This is a genomic window from Melittangium boletus DSM 14713, from assembly GCF_002305855.1.
In the GTDB taxonomy this organism is placed as follows: domain Bacteria; phylum Myxococcota; class Myxococcia; order Myxococcales; family Myxococcaceae; genus Cystobacter; species Cystobacter boletus.
Genome location: NZ_CP022163.1, coordinates 6,990,419 through 7,007,492, shown reverse-complemented (window position 1 = coordinate 7,007,492; position 17,074 = coordinate 6,990,419). Strand labels below are relative to the sequence as shown.

The window sequence follows — 17,074 nt, the reverse complement described above, 5'->3', positions numbered from 1 at the left end:
AGCTGGTGAGGACACCTCCCACGTGGTCGACCAGAGCGCTAGACTCGAACTGTCCGATGCCCAGACCGGTGTGTGGCTCGCCGAGCGCGCCGGGTACAGCCGTCCCGGCTCCTACCAGTGGGCTGAGTATCTGGACCTGTGCGGGACCGTCCGGACCGACCTGCTGACCGCAGCGCTCACGCGGGCCGCCGCGGAGTGCGAGGCGGTCCGGGTGGTCTTCGAGGAGACGGCCGATTCCCTTCCCCGGCAACGGGTCCTGGACTCCGCCGAACCCCGGGTCACCACCGTGGACTTCCGGGAGGCCCCCGATCCCATCGCCTCGGCGCGGGCGTGGATGGCGGAGCGCCTCGCGGCGGCGGGCGAGGAGCTGTTCCTCGGTGCCGTGCTGCGGCTGGCCGAGGAGCGGCAGTGGGTGTTCCTGCGGGTGCACCACATCGCCCTCGACGGCGCGGGCATGGCGCTGCTCGTGCGGCGCGTGGCCGAGATCTACGAGTGCCTCCGGGAAGGGCGCGTCGTGCCCGGAACCGGGTGGGCCGCCCTGGCCGAGGTGACCTCGGCCGAGCAGGCGTACCGCGACTCGGCCGCACTGGCCGAGGACCGCGAGTGGTGGCTCGCACGGCTGGCCGACCGGCCCGAGCCGGTGGTGGTCGGGTCGCGCGCCGCGCCCGCCGCCGAGGCCTCGGTGCGGTGGACCCGAGTGCTGGAGGAAGGGGAGTTCGCCCGGCTGCGGCAGGGCGCCGAGCGGTTGGGGACGCGGTGGTCCCGCGTGGTCACCGCGGCCACCGCCGTGCACGTGCATGCCGTCACCGGGCAGCCGGACCTGCTGCTCAGCCTGCCCGTCTCCGGCCGCGCGGCGGAGGTGGCCGTGCCCGCCATGACGGCCAACGTGGTGCCCCTGCGCATCCGCGTCAACCTGGTGGGCACCGTGGGCGGCCTGCTCCAGGAGGTGTCCGCGCAGCTGAGCGCCATCCGGTCGCGGCAGCGCTACCGGGGCGAACGCCTGCGGCGCGAGCTGGGGCTGCCAGAGGACGGGCGGAAGTTCTTCGGACCGGTGCTCAACATCCAGCGGTTCGACCACGTGCTGCGCTTCGGCTCGGCGACGGTGACCGTGCACAACCTCCAGGCCCCGCCGTCGGAGGACCTGTCCGTGGTGGCCTACGACCGGGGTGACGGCAGGCTGCGCCTGGACTTCGACGCCAACCCCACCACGTGCTCCCCCAAGCGGCTGCGGGAGCTGGGCGAGCGGTTCGAGCACGTGCTGTGGCAGTTGGTCGAGGCCACCCCGGACACGCCCCTGGTCGACGTCCAACCCACCACGGCCGCCGAGCGCGCGCACCTGACCGACCTGGGAGCCGGGGCCGCACAGGCGGCGCGAGCCAGCACGGTGACCTCGGCCTTCGCCGCGCGGGTCCGCCAACAACCGGAGGCCGGTGCGGTGCACTGCCCGGCGACCGGGCGGAGGCTGACCTACCGCGAGCTGGACGCGCGGGCCACCGCCCTGGCCGCCCGGCTCGCCGGGGCGGGTGCCGGGCCCGGCAACAACGTCGCGATGCTGCTGCAGCGCTCGGTGGACCTGGTGGTCGCCGTGCTCGCCGTGCTCAAGTCCGGCGCGGCCTACGTGCCCCTGAACGCCGAGGACCCGCCGCCCCGGCGTGCGGTCGTGCTCGCCGACTCCGGGGCCCGGCTGCTGCTCACCGACCAGGCGGACGCGACGGCCCCCGGTCTGCGCGTGCTGACCGTCAACGGCACCGGCCCGGGCGCCGCGTGCCCGGAGGTCGGCGGGGACGACCTGGCCTGCGTCATGTTCACCTCGGGCTCCACCGGCACGCCCAAGGGCGTCGGTGTCACGCACGCCAACCTGGTCGACCTCGCCGCCGACCGCTGGTGGACCGAGGGCGGCGCCGAGCGGGTGCTGCTGCACTCTCCGCAGGCCTTCGACGCGATCAACCTGGAGCTGTGGGTCCCGCTGCTCACCGGCGGCGAGATCGTGCTCGCCCCGCCCGGCAGGCTCGACCCCGGCGAGCTGGCCCGCACCATCGCCACCGCCGGGGTCACCGGCATGTGGCTCACCGCCGGGCTGTTCAACGCGATCGCCACCCAGGACCCGCGCTGCCTTACCGGGCTGCGCCAGGTGTGGACCGGCGGTGACGTAGTCTCCCCCGCCGCCGTGCGCGCCGTGCGGGAAGCACTGCCCGGGCTCACCGTCGTCAACGGCTACGGCCCGACCGAGACCACCGTCTTCGCCACCCGCTACCCCGCGGGCCCGGTCACCGACGTGGTCCCCATCGGCCGTCCCCTGGACGGCATGCGGGTGCTCCTGCTCGACGCGGCCCTGCGCCCCGTGCCGCTCGGCACCATCGGCGAGGTGTACATCGGTGGCGCGGGCGTGGCCCTGGGCTACCTGAACCGGCCGGCGGCCACCGCCGAGCGCTTCCTGCCCGACCCGTCCGGTCCGCCCGGTGCCCGCGTCTACCGCACCGGCGACCTGGCCCGCTGGAACGCCGACGGGCAGCTGGAGTTCGCCGGGCGCGCCGACGGCCAGGTCAAGCTGCGCGGCTTTCGGGTGGAGCTGGGTGAGGTGGACGCCGCGCTGCTGGCCCAGCCGGGGGTGCGGCAGGCCGCGACCGTGCTGCGCGAGGGCCGCCTGGTCTCCTACGTCGTCGGCGAGGTCCCGGACGGGCTGCTGGAGCGGCTCGGTGAGCGGCTGCCGCCGTTCCTGGTGCCCTCGGCCGTGGTCGGGTTGGCCGCGCTGCCGTTGACCCGCAACGGGAAACTCGACCGCGCCGCCCTGCCCGACCCCGCTGCCCCCGCGCCCGAGCCGGTGCGCGCCACCGGCTCGGCCGCCGAGCGGACCCTCGCGAAGCTGTTCGCGCAGGTGCTCGGCCGGGCCGAGGTGCCCGTGGACGGGGACTTCTTCAAGCTCGGTGGCGACAGCATCCGGGCCATTCAGCTCGCCGCCGCCGCGCAGCGCGCCGGGCTGGCCGTCAGCACCTCCGACGTCTTCCGCGCCCCGACCGTCACCGCCCTGGCCAAGGGCCTCGCGCTGCCCGCCGCGCGCGGCCGGAGCCTGGCTCTCGGCGACCCCGACGACCCGACCGTGCCGCTCACCCCGGTCATGCACTGGCTGCGCGGCCGGGGCGCGCCGGACAACCGGTTCGTCCAGTCGATGACCGTGCGCACCCCGGCCGGGTGCACGGCCGAGCAGGTGCGCGCCGTGGTCCAGGCGCTGGTCGACCACCACGGCATGCTGCGCCTCGCACTGTCCGAAGTGAAGGGTGTGTGGGCGCTGCGGGTGCTGGAGCACGTCACCGTTGAGCTGGACCGGCCCATCAACCTGGCCCTCGGCCGCGTCCTGCACGCCACCTGGTGCGAGGATCGGCTCAAGCTGACCGCGCACCACCTGTGCGTGGACGGCGTGTCCTGGCGCATCCTGCTCGACGACCTGCACACGGCCTGGGCGGCGGTCCGCGACGGCCGCGCCCCGGTGCTGCCCGCCACCGGCACGCCGTTCCCGCAGTGGGCGCGGGCCCTGCTTCAGCACGCCCATCACCCCGACGTGCTGGCGGACCTGCCCCGCTGGCTCGCCCCGGTCGCGGACCCGCCAGTCGGCGACCGCGCGCTAGACCCCTCACGGGACACCGAGGACACCCGGCAGTGGCTCTCGATCAGCCTGGCCGCGGACTTCCTCACCCCGGCCGCGGCCGCCTTCGACTGCTCGGTGTACGACCTGCTGCTGACCGCGTTCGCGCTGGCCACCGGCCCGGTGCGGGTGGAGCTGGAGGGCCACGGGCGCGAGGAGTTCGCCGACGGCATCGACCTCTCGCGGACGGTCGGCTGGTTCACCACGCTCTACCCCGTCCAGCTCGCCGCGGGCTGTCCCTGGCCCACCGACCCTGTCGACCTGGACGGCGCGGTCGCCCGGGTACGCGAGACCCTGAACGGCCTGGCGCGCACCGGTTTCGGCCACGGCCTGCTGCGCCACCTCAACCCGCAGACCGCGCCGCTCCTGGCCGGGGTCCCGGCCCCTCGGTACGCGTTCAACTACCTGGGCCACTTCGACGTCGACGGCGACGGGGACTGGGCGGTGCTGCCCGAGGACACCGTGGTCGGTGCGACCACCGGCGGACGGCTCGCGCTGGCCCACGCGGTGGAGCTGGACGCGGTGCTCGCCAACCACCCCGACGGACCCCGGCTGGTGGCGAACTGGTCCTGGCCGGGCGAGCTGCTGCCCCGCGAGGAGATCAGCGCGCTGGCCGAACGCTGGTTCGAGGTGCTGACCGCGCTCGGCACCCGGGCCCGGGCCCGGGCCACCGGCGCGCTGCCGCTGCCGCCGCTGGCCCAGGGGCTGCTGTTCCACTCCCTCTATGACCACGACGGCGCCGACCCGTACCTGGTCCAGTTCGTCTTCGAGCTGGAAGGCGCACTGGACGCGGCCGGGCTGCGCACCGCCCTGCACCGGCTGCTGCTGCGCCACCCGCAGCTGTCCGCCGGGGTGCGGCAAAGCCCGGCGGGCAGGCCGGTGCAGGTGATCGACCCGGAGTTCACCGTGCCCTGGCACGACCTGCCCGCGCATGAGGACCTGGAGGCCTTCCTGGCGCAGGACCGGCAGCGGCGCTTCAACCTGGCCCGCCCGCCGCTGTTCCGCGCCGCCCTGCAACGGCGTGCCGACGACCGGCACGTGTTCGTGCTGACCACCCACCACCTCCTGCTGGACGGCTGGTCCATGCCGATCCTGGTGAAGGAGCTGTTCGGCCTGTACGCCGGGAATCCGCTGCCCCCGGCCCCCGCCTACCGCGACTTCCTGGACTGGCTCGCCACCCGCGACCCACACGCCGCCGAGGCGGCCTGGCGCGACATCCTGTCCACCGTGGACGGACCGACGCTGGTCGGCGGGCCGGGCAGGCGGGGATCGGCCTCGGCCCGGCTGCGGTGCGAGGCGGACCTGCCCGCCGGGCTCGCCGAGGTCGCCCGTCGGCAGGGAGTGACCCCGAACGTCGTGGTGCAGCTGGCCTGGGCCGTGCTGGTGGGCGCGCTGACCGGCCGACAGGACGTCGTCTTCGGCGCGACGGTGTCCGGCAGGCCGCCGGAGCTGCCCGGCGCGGAGGGCATCGTCGGCCTGCTGATCAACACCATCCCGGTCCGGGTCGGACTGGCTCCGGCCCGCACGGTCGCGGACGCACTGGCCGCACTGCGCGAACAGCAATTGGCAGTGCTGGAGCACCAGCATGTGGACCTGACGCGGCTCCAGGCCCTGGCCGGGCAGTCGGAGCTGTTCGACACGGTGGTGGTGTTCGAGAACTACCCCCTGGAAGAGGAGGCGCTGCCCGGGCTGGTGCTGCGCAGCGCGCGGGGTCTGGACGGTACGCACTACCCGCTGACCCTCGTCGTGATGCCCGGAGAGCACGGGCGGCTGCGACTGGACCACAGCGCCGACGTCCTCGACGCCGAGGGCGCGCGCCGGCTGCTCGCCCGGCTCGCCTCGATCCTCGCGCAGTTCGCCGACCGGCCGGGCGCATCCCTGGGGGGTCTCGACCTGCTGCTGCCCGACGAGCACGAGCCGGTCCCCGCCCCGGAGACCGCGCGGCGCTGCACCCTGCCCGAGCTGTTCGAGGCCCAGGTGCGGGCGCGCCCGGACGCCGTGGCCGTCACCTACGAGGGCGAGCACCTGACCTACCGCGAGCTCAACGCCCGCGCGAACCGCCTGGCCCACCACCTCGTGGCACGGGGTGCGGGCCTGGAACGCCTGGTGGCCCTGGTGCTGCCGCGTTCGCTGGACCTGGTGGTCGCGGTGCTGGCGGTGCTCAAGTCCGGCGCGGGGTACGTGCCCATGGACCCCGACCAGCCCGAGGAACGCCTGCGGCAGGTGCTCGCCGCGGTGAACCCGGTGCTGGTGCTCGACCAGGTCGACCCGTCGGAGGAATACCCCGAGCACGACCTCGGACCGCGCGCGGATCCGGACGGCGTCGCCTACGTCATCCACACCTCCGGCTCGACCGGTGTGCCCAAGGGCGTGGTGGTGTCGCATCAGAACGTCGTGCGGCTGCTGGACACCACCGACCCCTGGTTCGGGTTCGGCCCCGACGACGTGCACACGCTGTTCCACTCCTACGCCTTCGACGTGTCGGTGTTCGAGCTGTGGACCATGCTGGCCAAGGGTGGGCGGCTCGTGGTGGTGCCCAAGCACGTCACCCGGTCACCGCAGGAGTTCCTTGCCCTGCTGGCGCGGGAGCGCGTGACCGTGCTGAGCCAGACCCCGTCGGCCTTCTACCAGCTGCCCCCGGCCGACCTGGCGCTGCGCGTGGTGGTCTTCGCCGGAGAGGCCCTGGAGCTGAGCCGCATCCGCGCCTGGCGGCGGCCCGGCGGGCCGAAGCTGGTCAACATGTACGGGATCACCGAGACCACGGTGCACTCCAGCTACATCGAGCTCGATGACCCGGACGAGACCGCCAGCGTGATCGGGGTCGCGCTGCCCGACCTGCGACTGCACCTGCTCGACCACGCCCTGCGACCGGTGCCGCCCGGCTGTCCCGGCGAGCTCTACGTGGCCGGGCCCGGCGTGACGCGCGGCTACCTGAACCGGCCCGAGCTCACCGCGGCCCGGTTCGTCCCCGACCCGTTCGGTGCCCCCGGCGACCGCATGTACCGCTCCGGGGACCTCGCCCGGCGGCGCCCGGACGGCGGCCTGGTGTACCTGGGCCGTGCCGACCAGCAGGTGAAGATCCGGGGCTTCCGCATCGAGCCCGGCGAGGTCGAACGCGTCCTGGAACGGCATCCCTCGGTGGTCCAGGCCGTGGTGCTGCCCGATGGAGACCGGCTGCTCTGCTACGCCGTGCTGGCCGGCGACCTGGACGCGGCCGGGCTGCGTGAGCACGCGCGGACCGTGCTGCCCGAGTACATGGTACCCGCGTTCGTGGTGCCGGTGCCGCGGATCCCGTTGACCGTCAATGGCAAGCTCGACCGCAGGGCCCTGCCCAGGCCGCAGTCCACGTTGCCGGTGAGCAGGGCGCCCCGTACGCCGATGGAGAAGCTGCTGTGCGCGCTGTACGCCGAGGTGCTCGACGTGCCCGAGGTCGGCGCGGAGGACAGCTTCTTCGACCTGGGCGGGCACTCGCTGCTGGCCACCCGGCTGATCAACCGGGTGCGCGCGGAGACCGGTGCGGTGCTGGGCATCCGTACCCTCTTCGACGCCCCCGTGGTGGCCGACCTGGCCCGCCGTCTGCCGGAGGCGCCCACCGCGCCGGACACCGCGTTCACCCCCGAGGCCCGGCCCGCGCACATCCCGCTGTCCCCCGCCCAGCGCAGGCTGTGGTTCTTCAGCCAGTTCGCCGGGCCCAACTCCGTGTACAACATGGCCTTCGCCACCCGGCTGCGCGGTGACCTGCACGAGGACTCCCTGCGGGCGGCCCTGCACGACGTGCTCGAGCGGCACGAGAGCCTGCGCACCAAGGTGGTCGAGGGCGGCGGCGAACCCGGCCAGCGGATCTGCTCGGCCGATGAGCTGCCCGTGCACGCGCTCGCGGTGCCCGAGTCGGCGCTGGCCGACCGGCTCGCCGAGGCCGCCGGGCACGTCTTCGACCTCACCGCCGAACTGCCCGTGCGCGCGCTGCTCTGCCGCACCGGGCCGCGAGAACACGTGCTGCTGCTCGTCCTGCACCACATCGCCGCCGACGGCTGGTCCCTGTCCCCGCTGGCCCGCGACCTGTCCACCGCCTACCGCGCCCGACTCGCCGGGAAGAGTCCCCAGTGGACGAACAGGCCGGTGCAGTACGCCGACTACGCGCTCCAGCAACGCCAAACCCATCCGGCCCACTGGGTCGAGGTGCTGCGGGGCAGCCCGGACGTGCTGCCACTGCCCACCGACCACCCCCGGCCACCGGTGTCCGCGCACCGCGGTGAGACCGTCGGCTTCCGGCTGGACGCCGCCCTGCACGGCCGGATCACCGAACTGGCCCGCGTGCACCGGGCGAGCGTGTTCATGGTGCTGCACGCCGCGATCGCCGGCCTGCTGTACCGTCTCGGCGCGGGCGCGGACATCCCCATCGGCACCCCGGTCGCCGGGCGGCACGACGCCGCGCTGCACGACACCGTCGGCTGCTTCATCAACACCGTGGTGCTGCGCACCGACCTGTCCGGCGCGCCCACCTTCGCCGAGCTGCTGGCGCGGGTGCGCGCGGTGGACCTGGACGCGTTCGCCCACCAGGACGTGCCGTTCGAGCAAGTGGTGGAGGCGCTCAACCCGCCGCGCTCGCTGTCCCGGCACCCGCTGTTCCAAGTGATGCTGGCCATCCAGGACACCCCGGCCGCCGAGTTCACCCTGCCCGGGGTGCGCGCCGAACCCGTGGCCGTGCACGGCGGGGCCTCGCGGCTGGACCTGCTATGGAGCCTGCGCCAGGAATCCGACGGGATCGACGGGCTGCTCGAGTACAACACCGAGCTCTTCACCCCCGCCACGGCGCGACTGCTGCTGGCCCGCCTCGAGCTGCTGCTGCGCGCCGCCGTCGCCGACCCGGACCGCCCGGTCACCGACCTGCCGGTGCTCGTGCCCGGTGAGCGGGAACGGCTGCTCACCCGGTGGAACGACACCGCGAGGACCGTGCCGGACACCTCGGTGCACGCCCTGTTCGCCGAACGGGCGCGCACCACGCCCGATGCGCTGGCGGTGGACGACCTCACCTACCGGCAGCTGGCGGAGCGGGTCGAGCAGCTCGCCGAGCGGTTCCGCGCACTCGGAGCCGGTCCGGGCAGTCTGATCGCCCTGGTGCTGCACCGCACCGCCGACCTGCCCACCGCGATGCTGGCCGCCGACCTCGTCGGCGCGGCCCACCTGCCCCTGGAACCCGGGCTGCCACCGGAACGCCTCACCGCGCTGCTCGCCGACGCGCGACCGGCGCTGGTGGTGGACAACGAGAACGGCCTGCGCGTCACGGCCCGCCCAGGGACACCGGTGCCCGAGGACACCGCCTACGTCCGGTACACCTCCGGGTCCACCGGGCGACCCAAGGGCGTGGTGGTGTCCAGGTCCGCACGGCTCAACCTGCTACACGCCATGCGCGAGCGGCTGGACCTCACCTCGGCGGACCGGGTGCTGGCCTCCGCACCGGTCGGATTCGACATCTCCGAACTGGAGCTGTTGCTGCCCCTGATGACCGGGGCCGCGCAGGTGCTCGCGGACCGCGACACCGTGCGCGAGCCGGACGAGTTGCTGACCCTGCTGGAGCGCCGCCAGGTCACCGTGGTGCAGGCGACGCCCTCGCTGTGGCACGCCCTGGCCGCCCGCCGCCCGGAGTGCCTGCGCCGGGTGCGCGCGCTGGTCGGCGGTGAGGCCGTGCCCGGTGGGCTGGCCGAGGAACTGCGCGGCCAGGTGTCCTCGCTGGTGGCCTGCTACGGGCCGACCGAGACCACCGTGTGGTCCACCACGTACCCGGTCACCGGAGCCACCGGCGCGACCGTCCCCATTGGACGTCCCCTGTGGAACACCCGCTGCCACGTGCTGGACGAGCGGTTGAACCTGGTGCCTCCCGGTGTGATCGGCGAACTCTACCTGGCCGGGGACGGGGTGGCCACCGGCTACCTGCGCCAGCCAGGACTCACCGCCTCGCGCTTCCTGCCCGACCCGTACGGGCCGCCCGGGAGCCGCATGTACCGCACCGGCGACCTCGTCTCCCGGAGCGCGGACGGGGTGCTGGCCTTCCACGGGCGCACCGACGACCAGGTCAAGGTGCGCGGCCACCGCGTGGAACTGGGCGAGGTGGAGGCGGTGCTCGCCCAGCACGCCGACGTGCACGCGGCCGCGGTGACCGTGCACCGCAAGGGGGTGCTGGTCGGCTACCTGGTGCCAGCCGTCGCCGAGCCGGACCTGTCCGCGATCAGCGCGCACATGGCGCGGCACCTGCCCGACCACATGGTGCCCGCCCGGCTGGTCTCGGTGCGCGAGTTCCCGTTGAGCGCCAATGGGAAGGTGCGGCGCGACCAGCTGCCCGAACCGGACTGGTCCGTGGCCGCCGAGGTCACGGCCACCCCGGAGGAGCAGCTGCTGTGCGGGCTGTTCGCCGACGTGCTCGACCTGCCCTCGGTCCGCCCCGGCGAGAACTTCTTCGAGCTGGGCGGGCATTCGCTGGTGGCGGCCAGGCTGATCGCGCGGGTGCGCGCGGTGTTCGGCGTGGCCCTGGGCGTGCGGGACGTGTTCACCGCCCCCACCCCGGCGGCGCTCACCGCGCGCCTCGCCGGAGCGGCCGAGGCCGGTCCGCTGGTGCCCCTGCGCACCGGTGGGTCCGCCGCACCGCTGTGCTGCGTTCCGGCGTTGAGCGGCCTCAGCGGCGTGTACGCGGGCCTGCTGCCCCACCTCGACGGCGAGCACCCGGTGTACGGCCTGCACACCGACAACCTGCCGGACTCGATCGAGGCCCTGGCCGAGCAGCACGTCACGGCACTGCGCGCCGCCCACCCCGAGGGGCCCTACCACCTGCTCGGCTGGTCCTTCGGCGGCCTGGTGGCACATGCGATGGCCGTGCGGCTGCGGGAACTCGGCGCACCCGTCGGCCTGCTGGTCGTGGTCGACTCGGTCCCGGGCGAGGTGGCCGAGGCGGGGCCGGTCGAGGAGCGGATCACCCGGCTGATGGGCCGGGACAGCGCGCCGCTGGCCGCGGTGGCGCGCAACAACGAACGGCTGCTGCGGGCCTACCGACCGCCGGTCTACCCGGGTGACGTCGTGTACTTCAACGCGGCGGGCGGCTCGAACCACGAGCGGTGGCGGCCGCACGTCGGCGGGCGGCTCACCGTGCACCAGTTGGCCGCGGCGCACCACGAAGTGTTCCAGCCCGAGCACGTGGCCGAGGCCGGCGCGCTGCTCCGGGACGAACTGAGGAGGACCCGATGATCGACCACCTGCCTGCAGGTGCCCGGGTGGTGGTGCGGCTGCCCAACGGACCCGGCCTGGCCAAGGCCCTGCTCGACTGCTTCGACCGCGAACTCGTCGCGGTGCCCCTGCACCCGCGCAGCACGGACACCGCGGTGCGCGGCATCGTCGACCGGGTCGCCGCCTCCGCCGTGCTGGACGAGCGCGGGCTGCACGACACTGGCCACCCCGCCGCGCACCCGGATGCCGAGGGCCTGGCGTTCCTGATGTTCACCTCGGGCTCCACCGGCCCGCAGAAGGGCGTCATGCTCGGCCGCAAGGCGGTGCTGGGCAACGCGGCCAAGACCGCCGCGCTCCACGGGCTCACCCCCGACCGGCCGCACGGCACCTGCCTGCCGCTGTACCACTGCAACGCGCTGGTCATGTCGTTGCTGGGCACGCACCTCACCGGCACCCCGCTGGTGCTGCACAACGGCGCGGACCCGGCCGGGTACTTCGCCGCGCTGCGTGCCGCCGGGGCCCGGACCGCCTCCATCGTGCCCGCGCTGCTGGCCGACCTGCTGGAGGTCGCACCGGAGTGGCCGGAGGGCCTGGAGTACCTGATCACCGCGGCCGCGCCGCTGACTCCGGACCTGGCCCGCCGCTTTCACGCCCGCTACGGCCCGAGGCTGCGCCAGGGCTACGGCCTGACCGAGGCGGTGAACTTCAGCTTCACCACTCCCCTGCTCGACGAGCCCGCGTTCACCCGCCAGTACCTGGACCAGCACCCGCCGGTCGGCGTGGCACTGCCGGAGACCGAGCTGCGGCTGGTCGACGGCGAGGTGTGGGTGCGCACCCCGGACATGATGCGCGGCTACTGGCGGGACCCGGCGGCCACGGCGGCGGCGCTGACCGAGGACGGCTGGCTGCGCACCGGGGATCTCGGTGAGCTGCGCGAGGGCCTGCTGGTGCTGCGAGGCCGGGCCGGGGAGCGCATCAACCGGGGCGGGGAGAAGCACTACCCCCTGGAAGTCGAGCGGACCTGGCGCGAGGCCGGGCTCGGCGGGCGGTTCGCGGCGGTGGCCGTCGCCGAACCCACGCTCGGCCACGAGATCGGGCTCGTCGCCACCGACCAGCCGGTGGAGGCCGTGCGCGCGGTGTGCGAGAACAGCCCGCTGCGGCCCGCCTCGGTGCAGTTCGGCGGATTCCAGGCCACCTCGACCGGCAAACCCCAGCGCAAGGCCATGGGCCGCTCGCTGGTCGCGCTGCGGTACGCGCCCGCCCGGTACGAGCGGCTGCTGCGGTACGCCTCGGCCACCGCGCACGACCTGCTCCGCTCCGGTGTGGACGATGCCGGGCTGCGTGCACTGGCCGGGCGCGTGGACGAGCCCGCGCGGGAGGGCGAGGAGGCGGTGTTCGAGGCACTGGAGTTCATGCGCGCCCACTGGCACCGGCGTGCCGACCCCGAGCTGGCGGAGGCGAAAGCCCGCTGGCGCGAGCAGTTGAGCACCGAATGGCCACTGGCCGGGTACGCCGAACTCGCCGAGCGCCTGCGCGAGGCCCACCCGGGCGCGGTGGTGTCCAGCCACCTGCCCACGCTCACGACCCCCGACGGATGCCCGTGGGCACTCGGCCCACTGCTGTCCTTCATGGACTACCCCACCCAGGAACCGGGCGACCGGTGGCACGGACTCGCCGGACTGCGCGAGGCGGGCTTCGCCGTCGTCGGCTGCGCACTGCTGCGCGCGGGCCGCCACGACCTCGGCGGCGTGCTGTGGGCCCACACCCCGACCAGCGAAAACAGAGGCAACGCATGAGCAGGATGAAGCAGGTCCCCGACCACGAGGACGAGGTGTTGGACCTGGAACGCCACCAGGACCCCGGCCGCAATTGCATCACCCCGGTGGTGCAGCTGCCCCCGGAAGTCGCCCTGACCGTCGTGACCGCACTCGCCGGGCTGGTCCGCCACGCCCACCAGCGGGAACACCAGTCCCCCACCCCCCCCCGCGCGCTGAAGGAGGCGCAGGCGTTCGAGGAGGGCGACGTGTTCATGCTGGCCCCCCCCTTCGAGGGCTACTTCGCCGACCGCTACCTGATGGACTTCTACGACACCCGGGAACGCGGCATCTGCTCCCGCATGCACCTGCACACCGGCCTGCGCTTCGTGCGCATGATGACCGGCCCGGACACCACCATCCGCGTCTCCAGCCTGTCCCCCCTGACCGTCCGCTACCGCCCGGACTGGACGACCCCGCTGCGCGCCTTCGTCGACCCCCTGCCGGACACCCCGGCCGGCGTGCACCGGGACCGGTACAACGTCGTCGTGCCACCGAACTGCTGGGTGGACATGCAGATCCCCCGGGGCGTCTCGCACCAGTTCAACGCGGTCGGGCCCCATGCCGTGATCGACTCGGTGCACCCGGAGGAGTCCATCGAAACCCTTCGCGAAGGCATGTCCGGGTACCGCATGATGGCGCAGACCATCTTCCTGGCGGAGCACCGCAGCTCAGACGCCACCTGCGCCGACACCGGCGACGGAGGCTGAGGGCATAAGCTCGTCCGCGTGCAACTTGCCGCGGGGGGAGGGGCGCGTCTCAGTAGGCCACGAGGGAGGGCTCCGTGGTGCTGGTGAAGAAGTCCGGGTAGGTGACGATGTAGTTCTCCGAGGCCATGTACGCCCATGCGGCGAAGGCCTGAGCATGTGCATCCGCGAGGTTACCGGCTCACCCGCCACACGATGTTGCCGGCATCGTCCGCGACCAAGAGGGAGCCATCCGGCAGGAAGGCCACACCCACGGGACGGCCGTGGACCTCGCGCGCGTCCGCGTCCTTGATGAAGCCCGTGAGGAAGGGCTCGGCGGGTGCGGTGGGCTGGCCCTCGGGGGAGAACGGCACGAAGACCACCTGGTAGCCGGAGAGGCTCGAGCGGTTCCATGAGCCATGCTGGCCAATGAATGCCCCGTGGCGGAAACGCTCGGGGAACATCGCCCCCTCGTTGAAGGCGAGTCCCAGGCTGGCGGTGTGCGCGCCCAGCGGCACGTCCGGCACTCGCGCCCGCTGCACGAGCTCGGGCTTCTGCTCCTTCACGCGAGGGTCCACGTGGGCGCCGAAATAGCTGTAGGGCCAGCCGTAGAAGGCCCCGTCCTCCACGTGGGTGAGGTAGTCGGGCACCAGCTCGTCTCCCAGCTCGTCCCGCTCGTTCACCGCCGTCCACAGCGCGCGCGAGCCCGGCGCGAAGGCCAGGCCCACGGGGTTGCGCAGGCCGCTGGCGAAGATGCGCTCGCCCGAGCCATCCGGGTTGATCTCCAGCACGTTGGCGCGGCGGACCTCGTTGTCCAGGCCATGCTCCCCCACGTTGCTGCCCGAGCCCACCGACACATAGATCTTCGTGCCGTCCGGGTGGGCCAGCAGGTTGCGCGTCCAGTGGTTGTTGTAGCCGCCCGCGGGCAGGTCGAGAAGCTTCTCGCCCTTGCCGGTGATGGAGGTGGCCCCGGGCGAGTAGGGGTAGCGCCAGATCGCATCGGTGTTGGCCACGTAGAAGAAGTCGCCGAGCACCAGCATGCCGAAGGGCTGGTTCAGTCCCTCCAGGAACACCGTGCGCGTCTCGGGCACGCCATCATGGTCCGCGTCGCGGAGCAGGGTGATGCGGTTGGCGCTGGTCTCGGTGCGCGCGGAGGCGGCATAGCCCACCAGCTTCGCGCCGAGCTTCATCATGCCTCTCAGCTCGGTGTTGGCCTCGGCCACCAGCACGTCCCCCTGGGGCGTGACATAGAGGTTGCGAGGGCTCACCAATCCGGTGGCGTAGCGCTTCACCGTGAAGCCCTCGGCCACCGGCGCCTTGTCCTCGGGCCAGCCCTGGACCTTGCTGAACCTGCGCACCGAGTCCGTGGCGTACGGCCCCGGCAGTTCCACCGTCTCCGTGCGCGTCACCACCCGGTCCGGCGGCGTCTTCTCCGCGTGGGAGCAGCTCCACAGCGCACTCCCCAGCAGTCCCGCGATTCCCACTCCCAGCATCCTGTTCATGGGCGCGGAGCATTCTTCAATTCGTGGCTCGCAGCGAGGTGGAACGTGCACCCGAGCGTCGTATGATCGATGGGATGGCCCGCTACCGCACCCCATTGTTGATGGTGGGCTCCCTTGTCCATGTGGATGAGGACGAGCTGTTTGAGGATTCGGTCAAGACGGATTGGCTCACACGAGATGCGGGGGCCATCCCCGCGCGGCGCCTGAAGCACCAGCGGACACCACCATGTGCTCCTCCTCCGAGCAAACAAGTGGAGCTCAACGGCGCCTGCTGGTCCAAAGTCGTCGAAGCCGTCCCGTGCGACCAGTTCTACGAGTACGGCGGGAAGTGCTACGTTCCGGGCCGAGAGACACCCCGAAGACCGACCAGTGTAAACCCGTAATTGAGACCCAGCCGACATGAGAGGAAATTTGTCTGCGGATACATATCAAATTCGATTGGACGTGGAACTCGAGCGAGGTCAATTTCACCGGCTAAGTTGGGCGAACAAATCCGGTCAGTGGGCGCAACTAGACAGACGGGCCCGGAATGAGACAGTCGTATGGACTCCATTGGACCACTTTTCGCTCTCCACGAAGGTCATGGATGTTACGGCCGGCTCGTTTGACCCGAGCACTGGAACATTGAGCGACGTTTCGGATCCGAAATGCATCCAGTCCAGAAGTTTAATTTTCATTCTAGAGTCGCCTCACGCGGACGAGTACGATGAGGTCGACGGTGTATGGACGCCCAAAGAACCATTGTGGGGCTCGCGAGATGAATTCAGATGCAAGCTCAAAGATGTTCTGGTGCCGCTGAAGCTTCAATCTCCCATTCGGATTGTGCTTTGCAACCCGGTTCAGTGGCAGACGTCACTCCATCGTTTCTACAGCATTAATCCCAAGATTGGCAAGAAGTGGAAAATTCAGGGCCTTATCCGAAAGCAAATATGGTGTCGGCTGTGGAATTACGAACCGAGTGAAGAAATGTCTATTCGTTCAGAGTTCAAGGCGCGATTGAATGCATACAAACCACAATTCATCATCAACGCCTGCACGAGAGATTTCCGCAAAGCCGTTGGCCTGCTGCTAGAGCAATCTCAACAATCCCTTCAGGTTCAACCCTACAGAGTCAATCACCCGTGCCTCTGGAAATATACTGCCAACCGGTTGCTCACCAGGGAGTGGTACTTGCCTGGAGACACGAACATGTGTGAGCAATCTTGATTGGCGCAACCAAATAGGCTCGTCGAGCCGCGGCCAGCAGCGGCTCCAGTGCCTCCAGGAGGCCCGCCTCGTCGATGTTCTCGCGGTAGAGCCGGTTGAGGCGTTGGCCCTTCACATCGCCGCCGAGGAACAGGTTGTAGCGGCCCGGGGCCTTGCCCACGAGCACCATCTCCGCCAAGTAGGGCCGGGCGCACCCGTTGGGGCAGCCGGTGATGCGCAGGTGCAGCGTGTCCCGCTCCAGCCCATGGGCCGCCAGACAGGCCTCCAGCAGGCTCACGCAGTCCGGCAGGTAGCGCTCGGCCTCGGCCATGGCCAGGGCACACGTGGGCAGCGCCACGCACGCGAGCGCGTCCCGGCGCAGCGGGCTCGCCTTCTGGAAGCCCCCGAGCCCATGCGCCTCCACCAGGGCCTTGATGGCTGCCGGGAAGGTGTCCGGGAAGGCCCGGGAAGGTGTCAAAGGACTCGAAACGCGGGGCCCAAGCCGTGGACGGTGGAACCCACCCTCTTCAAATGCTTCCGCGGACTTGCGAGTTGGCGCGCGCGGTGCATCCGGCCTCGATGTGCTCACGAGGGGGGACGGGGATGGGTTGGCCGCTGAGGATGTTCCAGGAGGGCTACTACTTCGTCACGTCCAGGTGCTTCCAGGGGCGACTCCTACTACGCCCCAGCGCGGAGATGAACGAAGTGGTAGGAGGGGTGCTGGCACGAGCCGTCCAGCAGAGCGCGGGCACCATCCGGCTGTAGGCCTTTACCTTCGCCTCCAATCACTTCCACTTGTTGGTGTGGGCACGAGGTGCCGCGCTTGCCGGCTTCATGCAGTATCTGCGCACCAACCTGTCCAAGAAGGTGGGCAAGCTGGTGGACTGGAGTGGAGGTTTCTGGGAGCGGCGCTACTCAGCGGAACCGGTGCTGGACGACACGGCACTGGTGGGACGGCTGCGCTACGTGCTGGCCCATGGGGTGAAGGAGGGTCTGGTGGATAGGAGCGCGGAGTGAAGAGGAGCAGAGGCA

General features: G+C 71.9%; 6 protein-coding genes and 1 pseudogene. 5 read left to right on the top strand and 2 right to left on the bottom strand.

What is annotated here, in order from left to right:
- Positions 1-22 precede the first annotated feature (22 nt).
- Genes MEBOL_RS29255 through MEBOL_RS29245 form a run of 3 tightly spaced genes read left to right on the top strand, consistent with a single transcriptional unit; the run spans position 23 to position 13,379 of the window.
- A complete protein-coding gene (locus MEBOL_RS29255) occupies positions 23-10,876 on the top strand; it encodes a non-ribosomal peptide synthetase (protein ID WP_095980517.1) in 10,854 nt (3,617 codons plus the stop codon).
- A complete protein-coding gene (locus MEBOL_RS29250; RefSeq protein ID WP_095980516.1) occupies positions 10,873-12,651 on the top strand; it encodes a class I adenylate-forming enzyme family protein in 1,779 nt (592 codons plus the stop codon). Before MEBOL_RS29255 ends, MEBOL_RS29250 begins: the two co-directional genes overlap by 4 nt.
- Entirely contained in the window at positions 12,648-13,379 is a 732-nt protein-coding gene (locus MEBOL_RS29245; protein ID WP_245918944.1) for a hypothetical protein, read from the top strand. Before MEBOL_RS29250 ends, MEBOL_RS29245 begins: the two co-directional genes overlap by 4 nt.
- A 170-nt stretch (positions 13,380-13,549) precedes the next feature.
- Here the strand turns inward: MEBOL_RS29245 and MEBOL_RS29240 are convergent, their stop codons facing one another.
- The gene (locus tag MEBOL_RS29240) at positions 13,550-14,857 is read right to left on the bottom strand and encodes a PQQ-dependent sugar dehydrogenase (RefSeq protein WP_425437565.1); all 1,308 of its coding nucleotides are present in this window, start codon (positions 14,855-14,857) and stop codon (positions 13,550-13,552) included.
- 1,225 nt (positions 14,858-16,082) lie between these two features.
- Positions 16,083-16,619 (bottom strand): annotated as a pseudogene (locus MEBOL_RS29235) (sulfite reductase); the annotation flags it as partial.
- 26 nt (positions 16,620-16,645) lie between these two features.
- On the opposite strand from MEBOL_RS29235, the gene MEBOL_RS43265 reads away from it, so the two are divergent.
- Positions 16,646-16,807 carry a hypothetical protein gene (locus MEBOL_RS43265; protein WP_245918943.1) on the top strand — a complete coding sequence of 54 codons (162 nt, stop codon included), beginning with the start codon at positions 16,646-16,648 and terminating at the stop codon, positions 16,805-16,807.
- A gap of 69 nt (positions 16,808-16,876) precedes the next feature.
- Complete coding sequence (locus MEBOL_RS43260; RefSeq protein ID WP_245918942.1) at positions 16,877-17,059, top strand: hypothetical protein; 183 nt, start codon at positions 16,877-16,879, stop codon at positions 17,057-17,059.
- Positions 17,060-17,074: the final 15 nt, after the last annotated feature.